8 protein-coding genes are annotated in these 8,353 nt (G+C 69.9%); 2 read left to right on the forward strand and 6 right to left on the reverse strand.

Translation table 11 applies throughout. From position 1 onward, the window contains the following. Positions 1 to 6: 6 nt before the first annotated feature. The 6 genes from ACZ4N5_RS37460 to ACZ4N5_RS37485 form a co-directional block, all read right to left on the reverse strand. Positions 7 to 663 (reverse strand): glyoxalase, encoded by a 657-nt coding sequence (locus ACZ4N5_RS37460; RefSeq protein ID WP_467761481.1) that lies wholly within the window; start codon positions 661 to 663, stop codon positions 7 to 9. Beyond that, a complete protein-coding gene (locus ACZ4N5_RS37465) occupies positions 663 to 1,184 on the reverse strand; it encodes a helix-turn-helix transcriptional regulator (protein ID WP_467761482.1) in 522 nt (173 codons plus the stop codon). The genes ACZ4N5_RS37460 and ACZ4N5_RS37465 overlap by 1 nt, the downstream gene beginning before the upstream one ends. Before the next feature lie 156 nt (positions 1,185 to 1,340). Beyond that, positions 1,341 to 1,751 (reverse strand): VOC family protein, encoded by a 411-nt coding sequence (locus tag ACZ4N5_RS37470; RefSeq protein WP_467761483.1) that lies wholly within the window; start codon positions 1,749 to 1,751, stop codon positions 1,341 to 1,343. Between the two features lie 181 nt (positions 1,752 to 1,932). Beyond that, positions 1,933 to 3,387: an IS607 family element RNA-guided endonuclease TnpB gene (gene tnpB / locus ACZ4N5_RS37475; protein WP_467761484.1), complete on the reverse strand. Its 1,455-nt coding sequence runs from the start codon at positions 3,385 to 3,387 to the stop codon at positions 1,933 to 1,935. Next, entirely contained in the window at positions 3,384 to 3,959 is a 576-nt protein-coding gene (locus ACZ4N5_RS37480; RefSeq protein WP_467761485.1) for an IS607 family transposase, read from the reverse strand. The genes tnpB and ACZ4N5_RS37480 overlap by 4 nt, the downstream gene beginning before the upstream one ends. 461 nt (positions 3,960 to 4,420) lie before the next feature. Continuing rightward, entirely contained in the window at positions 4,421 to 4,882 is a 462-nt protein-coding gene (locus ACZ4N5_RS37485) for a carboxymuconolactone decarboxylase family protein (RefSeq protein WP_326782977.1), read from the reverse strand. 300 nt (positions 4,883 to 5,182) lie between these two features. Here ACZ4N5_RS37485 and ACZ4N5_RS37490 point away from each other — a divergent pair, with 300 nt between their 5' ends. Both ACZ4N5_RS37490 and ACZ4N5_RS37495 read left to right on the forward strand, forming a co-directional pair. Next, positions 5,183 to 5,380, forward strand: a complete 198-nt coding sequence (locus ACZ4N5_RS37490; RefSeq protein WP_467761486.1) for a hypothetical protein — start codon at positions 5,183 to 5,185, stop codon at positions 5,378 to 5,380. A 462-nt stretch (positions 5,381 to 5,842) separates the two neighbouring features. Continuing rightward, positions 5,843 to 7,960, forward strand: coding sequence for an MMPL family transporter (locus tag ACZ4N5_RS37495; RefSeq protein ID WP_467761487.1), 2,118 nt, complete (start codon positions 5,843 to 5,845; stop codon positions 7,958 to 7,960). Positions 7,961 to 8,353 lie beyond the last annotated feature (393 nt).

Raw genomic sequence — 8,353 nt, forward strand, 5'->3', positions numbered from 1 at the left:
CGGAGGTCAGGACGGTGTGGGGGCGGCAGCCTCCCAGACGAACCCGTCCAGGTCGGTGAAGGCGTCGGCGGTACTGCCGAGGACGATGCGGTGCGAGCCCGTGCCGTCGGCGGGGACGCCGACCTCCTTGGCCAGGGCGCGGCGCCTGTACAGCGCCATTTTGACGGGGTGGGACTGACCGGGGGCGAACTCGACGTACATGCTGCCGACGCTCTTGGTCACGGTCATGCCCCGGCCGACGTAGAACTGCTTGGTGGCCCTCACCGCCTCGACGCCGATCAGCAGGACGACCTCGTCGATCTCGCGGGTGTCGGGGCCGGTGTCCTTCTTCGCCGAGGTCGCGATCTTCCAGATCGTCCCGTCCGGGGCCTGGAGGACGCCGCTGTAGCCCCACAGCGACTTCGCGGCGGGCTTCAGGACCGTGGCGCCGGCGTCCACGGCGGCACCGATGAAGCCGTCGACGGTGGCCGGCCCGGACACCGTGAGCGCCAGGGTGAAGCCGCGGAATCCGGTGGAGTGCGCCTGGGACGCCCGCAGGTGCAGGTACGTGTCCACGCCGAAGGCGCTGTAGAAGCGCCGGGCGGCCTCGAGGTCGGCCACCTCAAGGGTGACGGCCGCGATGGACGTGGAAACTGAGGTGGAAGTGGTGGTTGCCATGACCATCACCGTAGGGGCCGTGCGGCGGCCGGGGCTTCTCGATTCCTGACCGGTCTTGAGACCTGCTTCGCCACACACGCCGGCATCCCCTCCAACTTGATCGCCGACCCGGCATCGCGGGGGGCACCCGCAGCATCGGCATGGCCGGCCGCCGCTTCCGCCGTCTGGCGCCGGAAGGCCCCGGGCGGCATGCCGACCAGCTCGGTGAAGCGGGTGGTGAACGTGCCCAGCGACGCGCAACCGACCGCGAAGCAGACCTCGGTGACGCTGACATCGCCCCGCCGCAGCAGCGCTGTCGCCCGCTCGATGCGACGCGTCATCAGATACGCGTACGGCGACTCACCATAGGCGGCCCGGAACTGCCGACTCAGGTGCCCGGCGGACACGTCCACATCACGGGCGAGCGCCTCCACGTCCAGCGGCTGCGCGTATTCCCTGTCGATCCGGTCGCGGACGCGGCGCAGCCGCGCGAGATCAGCCAGGCGCTGCGCCTGGATGCGTGCACGCCGCCATTCAGGCTTGCACATGAGAACCCCCTCCTTGCGTCTTTCGTCTTCGATTTCCTTCGACGTCTTCCTTACGACGTCTTCGACGTGTCGGGGATGCCCACTCCGGTGCGCCGCCGCGTTCCTTATGGGTGGTGGCGATGTCGGCCCGCACGGCTGCATCGGTACCCGCACTGCTCAGCGAAGCTCCTGGATGCGGACCAGGTTGCCCGCTGGGTCGCGGAAGGCGCAGTCGCGGATGCCGTACGGCTGCTCGGTCGGCTCCTGGACGACCTCGGTGTCACCGGCCTGCACCTTCTCGAACGCGGCGTCGACGTCCGGGGTGGCCAGCAGGATCCATCCGTAGGTGCCCTTGGCCATCATCTCCGTGACCATGCGGCGCTCGCCCTCGGTGATGCCGGGATCGGCGGCAGGCGGTGTCAGCAGGATCGAGGTGCCCCGCTGACCGGCCGGGCCTACCGTGATCCAGCGCATCCTGCCCTGGCCGACATCGCTGCGGACCTCGAAACCGAGGACGTCGCGATAGAAGGCGAGCGAAGCGTCCGGGTCGTCATACGGCAGAGAAGCCGTGCGAATGGTGATGTCCATGGCGAGCAGGCTAGAGGCGGCTCCGTGAACCGAGCTTCTCGATTCCTGACCGATCCGGACACGCCCGGACGTTCACGAGCATGTCACGCGGAGCGCACTTCGCTCCCCGCGACAGAGCCGTTGCTGAGTCCGTAGTCAGGTCTCAGCATTCCGGGCATTTCTGCCTGGAAGGTCCGTCACATCACCAGAGCGTCAGGGGCTCGGCTTGAAGACGGTCTCCCGCTTCCTTCTGCTGCTGGTGCGGCAGGGTTGCGCCACCTGCCCGCCCCGTCCCCGTCTTGCGGCGGGGGCGGGTGGTGCGGGTCTTGTGGTCGGCTCCACGGGGTTTCGACACCCGGGGGGTGTCCTGGTCTCCGGCCACTCCGGTACCAGTGACTGCGGTTGCTGCGAGGGCGGCGAGGTTTCGTGCCGCGTTCGTGTCCCGGTCGATGACCAGGCCGCACCCGTCGCATGCGTAGGTCCGCACGTGCAGCGGCAGCTTGGCTTTCACCACGCCGCACCCGGAACAGGTCTTGGAGGAGGGGAACCAGCGGTCGGCCGCGATGATGCGGGTGGCGTGGCGCTGGCGGGTCTTGTAAGTGAGCTGGCGGCGGATTTCGCCGAACCCGGCGTCGGCGATGTGCCGGGCCAGGCGCCGGTTCTTCACCATGCCGGCGACGTTGAGGTCCTCGATCACGACGGTGCCGTACTCGCCAGCAACGCTCGTGGTGAGCTTGTGCAGGGCGTCCGCGCGGAGGTTCGCGACCCGGTGGTGCACGCGGTTGCGCTGGGCGTTGGCCTTCTCCCACCTGCGGGAGGACTTCCGCCCGGTGCGGCGGTCGGGGCCGCGTCGGCGGGAGACCGTACGGGAGGCCCGGCGGAGCCGTTTCAGGGCGCTGTTCAGGTGCCGCGGGTTGGGCACGGTGCGGATCTCGCCTGCACTGTCGGCCATGACTGCGAGGGTCTTCAGTCCGAGGTCGATGCCGACCGCGACGTCGGGGCGTGCGACGCGGCGGATGTCCCGCGCGGTCTCGACCTGGAAGGCGGCGAACCAGCGTCCGCGTTCGTGGCGGACGGTCGCGGACAGGATCCGCGCCCTGCCGGCCTGGACGCGGTGCAGGAGCTTGGCGGTGGGCTCGTGGACGCGGATGGTTCCGAGCCTGGGCAGTGTGACGTGCCGTCCGTCGGCGTCGAGGCGGATGGTGCCGGTGGTGAACCGGCAGGACAGGCGTGTCTTGTGCTTCGACTTGAACCGGGGCATCCCGAGCTGCTTGCCCCGCCGCTTGCCCTGCTTGGACTTGGCGTAGTTGTCGAACGCCGCCGCGGCGTTCGACAGGCCGGTGTTGTACGCCTCCTTGGAGTTCTCCTCCCACCAGGAGGCGAACCGGGGGTCCGTGTGCTTGGCGGCGTTGAACGCCTTACGCAGCGATGGCAGCGACCACGGCCGCCACTCGGTCAGCTCCGCCCCGGCGACGCCGTACGTCTCCTCGGCCCGGCGTTGCCACCACGACGCGGTCACCCAGCCGACAGCCCAGTTGTATGCCGCGCGCGCCGCACCGCAGTGCGACCGAAGAGCGGCCTCCTGGGCGGCGTTCGGGTCCAGCGCGAACCGGTACGCCTGCACCACGAACCCGGGCTGCGGCCGGAACTTCTTCACTCGACGGCCTCGCCGGTCGCCACGGCCACCGCGCGGGCGGCCCGGGTCTTCGCCGCCCGCCGCCCGTACAGGCGGGCGCACATCGAGGTCAGCACCTCGGTGACGTCCCGCACGAGATCGTCGGCGGTCTCGGCAGGGTCGAGGACGACCAGGCGCCGGCCGGACGCCGACAGCGCGGCCTCCAGGTGCTCGACGCCGAACCGGGCCAGCCGGTCACGGTGCTCGACCACGATCACAGCCGTGTCCGGGTCGGCGAGGAGCCGGTGCAGCTTGCGACGGCGCCCGTTCAGCCCCGACCCGACCTCGGTCACGACTTCCGCGACAGCCAGGCCCAGTCCGTTCGCGCCGGACACCACCCGCGCGACCTGCCGATCCAGGTCGGCCCTCTGATCGGCTGACGACACACGGCAGTACGCCACCACGCGCCCGGACGACGTGGCGGCAACCTCGTCGACCAGCCACGTCCCGGACGGCGCCTGACGGACCGGCACGGGCATCTTCCCGTCCTTCACCCACCGCCAGGCGGTCTGGTAGCTCACGCCCTGCTGACGCGCCCACTCCGAAAGCCTCACAAAACCAAGCTACGTGAGATGCCTGACCAGAGACGACTATGAATGATTAGGAGATCCATGGCAGTTGTCGCCCCCGAGGCCCCGTCAGCCGCTCTCCAGGGGCAGCTCCTCGGACTCCCCGCCGCCTAGGTCCCGCGCGGCTGCAACTCCACGGTGGTGCCCCGCCCCGCGGACCGGCCCCAGGGACACGAGATGTGCGGCTGCCGGCGGCCGTCCCCCCGCCGTCCTGGGAACCCGGCGCACGCCCGGCGGAGTTTCTCGGGGCGGGCCCGCCTCCGGTGTTCGCGGGCTTCGGCAGCTTCGTCGCGGGCGGTCCCGAGCACCCGTCCGCGCTCCTGGTGAAGGCCTTCCGTACCGCTGGCGGCCGCGATCCGTGAGGCCCTCGTGATCCCGCCTTCCCGTCCCCGCGCACCGGCCGACAGGACGGCCTCGCGGCCGTCCTGTCGGCCTCTGGGGAGTGCCTAGCTCCAGGCGGCGCCCGCGGGCTCCTGGACGGTGGCGTTCAGCCGGTTGAAGAAGTTCGTCGTCGCGATCATGAGGATGATCGCGGCGAGCTGCTGCTCCGTGAAATGGTCGGCGGCCTCGTCCCAGACCGCGTCCGGCACGGCCTGCCCGCTGTGGTCGGCCAGCCGGGTGGCGGCCTCGGTCAGTGCCAGGGCGGCGCGCTCGGCGTCCGAGAAGAACGGCGCCTCGCGCCAGGCAGCGACGGCGTGCAGGCGCTCGTCGGTCTCCCCGGCCTTCTTGGCGCCCGTGACGCCGGCGTGGACACAGGAGCTGCAGCCGTTGATCTGGCTCGCGCGCAGGTGCACCAGGTCCAGCGTGTGTTGGTCGACCCCGCCCTGGTGAATGGCCTTGTAGAGGTTCTGAATGCCCTTCATGGCGTCCGGCAGAACCTTGGCGGCGTTCGTCATACGAGCCTTCATCGGGTGCTCCCTCAGTGGTGTTCTTCGTTCTTCCGTCCGCCACAACACTGACGGATCCCGCCCCACGGGTGGGACCGGCGAACGAGGCAAACCTTTCGAGCGGCGGCACGCCCCCTCCAGTGACCAGCGGCGATTAGGGAGCCTCATGCGCGTCTGTGTCACTGCTCGAGCGAGCCTCATGCGTGCCTGTGCCACCGCTCCAAGGAACCTCATGCGCTCCTGTGCGACCGCACAGCTGACGGGTGACCGGTCCAGTGCGATTTCACCCCGACGTTCCCTCATCGCGGCACCCGGTCGTACGTGCTGCTCGACGGGATCGGCAACAGCGGCGAGGTGCGCGACCGGGCCCGGGCCACCGCCCGCCGCCTCGTCCGCGCCGCCGCCAAGGAGGGCGCGGAGCGGGGCCTGCGCGCGGTGCACTCCGCGATCGCGGCCGCCCCCAGGGCATCCAGGTCTCCACGTTCCGCCGCGAGCCCTGACTGCACACCGTCCGCCTGACGCGCCGTCCGTACCCGCGCCCGGCCGTCCGTCCGTGCATCCGGGGGTGGCCGGGGCGCCGGCGCATCACCTCGGCAGGAGACCGCTGACCACCCGGCCCGTCGGCTCCGCGGCCGCCATTCTTCTCGTCCGACCGCCCCGCCCCCACCCTCCCCGCGCCGCCCCGGACCCCTTCCCGGGCTGAACTCCCGCATAGCGCGCCCCCTGCTCGACCGCATAAGGCTGAGGTCAGGAATTCGGCCGGAAACGGACCGCCATCGGGCGAGGGAATCCGAGTTCAAGCCAACTCGAGGGACGCTCCACCAGGACTCCATCCCTCTGGTGAAGAACCTTTGTGTACCCAGTTCCGTACGAGCCCCCGCTCCACGGCTCCTGACCCTCGGTGAGCGTCACATGACGATCCAGACCCCGGCACCATCCCCCACAGAAACGGTTCCACCGCCCGTTCCTTCCCCCACCGTTGTGAGCCGATACGCTGCCTTCGTCGCCGGCCGGCGCTCCAAGTGGGTCGTGCTTGTGCTGTGGTTCCTGCTCATGGGTATCGGTGGCTCGCTGGCCGCCGGCCTGGCAGACGTACAGGACAACGACCCTGAGGCCTGGCTGCCGTCGAGCGCCCAGTCGACCAAGGCGGTGCAGCTCGCGGAGCAGTATTTCGCCGACAAGGACTCCAGCACCGCAGTCATCGTCTACGCCCGCGAGGGAGGCCTCACCCAGGCAGACCTGTCCCGGATCGACGGCGATCGTGCCCGGCTCGCCGACAAGGTGGCCATCGGCAAGGTCTCCTCTGCCGTGGTCTCCGAGGACAAGGTCGCGGCCTTCGTGAGCGTTCCGCTGCGCACCTCGCCCAGCGACAACAAGGTGCTCACCGACAAGGTGACCGAAGCCGGCAAGCTCACCTCCAACGGCGCCCCCGCTGGTCTCGACATCAAGATCACCGGCGAGGCCGGGAGCATCGCCGACTTCGCCGAGGTCTACTCCGGCATGGACGGCGCGCTGCTGGGTGTCGCGCTCGGCGTGGTGGCGCTGCTGCTGCTCGTGACCTACCGCAGCCCGGTGCTGTGGCTGATTCCGCTGATCACCGTGGGGCTGGCCAGCCAGGTGGCGAGCGGCGTGGTCTACCTCCTTGCCAAGCATGCGGGGCTGATGGTCAACGGTCAGAGCGCCTACGTGCTCATGGTGCTCTCGGTAGGCGTGGGCACCGACTACGCCCTGCTGCTCATCTCCCGCTACCGGGAGGAGTTGCACCGGCACGAAGACCGCCACACGGCGATGTCGCTGGCCGTGCACGGCTCGCTGTCGGCCCTGGCCGCCTCCGCCGCGACGGTGACGATCGCGTCGCTGTGCCTGGTGTTCGGCAGCATGAACAGCACCCAGGGTCTGGGACCGGTCGTCGCCATCGGTGTGGTCCTGGTGTTCTTCGCCATGACCTCGCTGCTGCCGGCGCTGCTGGTGATCCTGGGCCGCTGGGTGTTCTGGCCCGTGAAGCCGCGCGTCACTGCGGGATACGACCCGAACTCGGCGCAGGGGCACGGCACGTGGGCAAAGATTGCCGAGGCCGTGGGACGGCGCCCGCGCGCGGTGTGGATCGGCACGGCGCTGGTGCTGGGTGTCATGGCGCTGGGCATCGCCGGCGTGCAGACCGGCCAGACGCAGGCGGAGCAGTTCACCGGCAAGGTCGACTCGGTCACCGGCCAGCAGGTTCTGGCCAAGCACTTCCCCGCAGGCTCGTCTGCTCCTGCGGATGTGTACGTCCGCGACGCCGGGGCCGAATCTGCGACGGCCGTCGTCGCCAAGGTGCCCGGTGTGTCCTCCGTCAGCACCCAGGTGGCCAAGGGCGGCTGGACGCACCTGACAGCAGTGCTCCGCGACGCTCCGGACTCCGCGGCCGCCAAGGACACCGTCCGGGACATCAGGACGGCGCTGGACGGATCGACCGGGCCGGCAGCCGACGCGGTCGTCGGGGGCCAGAGCGCGGTGGCGCTCGACGTCTCCGAGGCGCAGGGTGACGAGGAGACGCTGCTGATCCCGCTGATCCTTGCGGTGGTGCTGGTGATGCTCTTCATCCTGCTGCGGGCGACCATCGCATCCGCGGTGCTGCTCGGGTCCGTGGTGCTGTCGTTCGCGGCGGCCGTCGGCACGGCCTCGCTGCTGTTCCACGCACTCGACCACGCGAAGATCGACCGCGGGCTGGTGCTGTTCGGCTTCATCTTCCTCGTCGCGCTGGGCGTCGACTACACCATCTTCCTGATGACACGCGCAAAGGAAGAGGTGCGGCTGCGCGGGCACCGCGAGGGAATCCTCACCGCGGTAACGGTGACCGGCGGTGTCATCACGTCGGCGGGTGTGGTGCTGGCTGCCACGTTCTGCGTCCTTGCGGCCATCCCCACGGTGAGCGCACTGCAGCAGGGGCTGCTCGTAGCGGTCGGCATCCTCCTCGACACGTTCCTGGTACGCAGTCTGCTGGTTCCGGCGCTGGCCCTGGACCTGGGGCCGCGCTTCTGGCGGCCGGGCCTGGCGCCACAGGAGACGGCGCCGCACGAGTCCGCGAAGAGCCGGGCCGAAGCGTCGTCCACCGTCTGAGTTTGCGGTGTGACGTCGCGGGTCACTCGACGAGCTGATCCGCGGTTCTTCCCAGGACGACGCAGGCGGCCGTTCCTCACGCTTCGAGGTGTCAAGCAACGAAGCGCTGAGGAACGGCCGCTGCGTTTGTGTGCCCCTTCCCCTGACCTGACGTGACGGCCTGCTCGTCTGTTTGACATCCTCCCCCTCTTAAAAGAGGGGGATTCCAACCCATTTGGGTTGGGGTTCACGGACGTTCGACCGCTGTTTGGGCGGTGTCGTCCCTCCGGCACCGGCTGATCGCCGGGGGCGGGGGATCCCGCCCTGTCCTGCCGCGACGTTGATGGCTGCGTTGGTGTCCGCGTTGCAGGTGAAGCCGCAGAAGGAGCAGACGAACTCGGCTTGGCTCTTGCG

Source organism: Streptomyces sp. NPDC026500, from assembly GCF_055567635.1.

Bases quoted from the DNA above. Each gene is read 5' to 3' on its own strand.
- ACZ4N5_RS37465 (WP_467761482.1), bottom strand. From the start codon at position 1,184: ATGTGCAAGCCTGAATGGCGGCGTGCACGCATCCAGGCGCAGCGCCTG.
- ACZ4N5_RS37460 (WP_467761481.1), bottom strand. From the start codon at position 663: ATGGTCATGGCAACCACCACTTCCACCTCAGTTTCCACGTCCATCGCG.
- ACZ4N5_RS37485 (WP_326782977.1), bottom strand. From the start codon at position 4,882: ATGAAGGCTCGTATGACGAACGCCGCCAAGGTTCTGCCGGACGCCATG.
- ACZ4N5_RS37470 (WP_467761483.1), bottom strand. From the start codon at position 1,751: ATGGACATCACCATTCGCACGGCTTCTCTGCCGTATGACGACCCGGAC.